Source organism: Burkholderia sp. Ac-20384, assembly GCF_017104605.1.
Classification (GTDB): domain Bacteria; phylum Pseudomonadota; class Gammaproteobacteria; order Burkholderiales; family Burkholderiaceae; genus Burkholderia; species Burkholderia lata.
Genome location: NZ_JAAGPE010000727.1, coordinates 1 through 541, shown reverse-complemented (window position 1 = coordinate 541; position 541 = coordinate 1). Strand labels below are relative to the sequence as shown.

Genomic DNA, 541 nt, shown 5'->3' with positions numbered 1-541 from the left:
GCCGCAGAACACGAACGATTCGGCCGAGCCCGCATCGATGCCGAACGTGAGCGGCCGGCCCGGCGGATGCGCGGCGCCGGCCGCGACGACGAGCAGCATGCTGGTCGCGCTCGCGCCGGCCAGCACGCACTCTTCGCCGTCCAGCTGCGAACAGCCGTCGATCACCGCATGCAGCCCGACGCCGAGCGGCTCGACGCGCTGCACCTCGAATGTTTTCAGCTTCAGCGGCTCGCGTGCGCGCAGCTCGCCGCACGCGGTGAGCACGCTGCGCAACGCGGCCGCATCGCGCGGTGCGAACGCGATGTCGACCGGCGACTGCGCATGCTTGCGCGCGAGGTAGGCTGCGCCGTGCGGATCGGCCAGCGACACGACGATGCGGCACGCGGCATCGCCGGCACCCGCGAGCAGGCGCTCGAGCGGCATCGTGGTCGCGAGCGCGTAGTCGATCAGCACGAGCGCGTGCCGCGCGATTGCAGTGCGCGCGGCGTCGAAATCGGCCGCGCCGTCGATCCTCACGCGAACGCCTGCGAGCGGCGCGTGG

The 541-nt window shown here is 72.8% G+C and carries 1 protein-coding gene; it reads right to left on the bottom strand.

The genetic code is table 11. From position 1 onward, the window contains the following. The coding region (locus tag G3O00_RS43055; protein WP_346779041.1) for a 3-dehydroquinate synthase II at positions 1-516 on the bottom strand (516 nt) is incomplete at its 3' end. Positions 517-541: the final 25 nt, after the last annotated feature.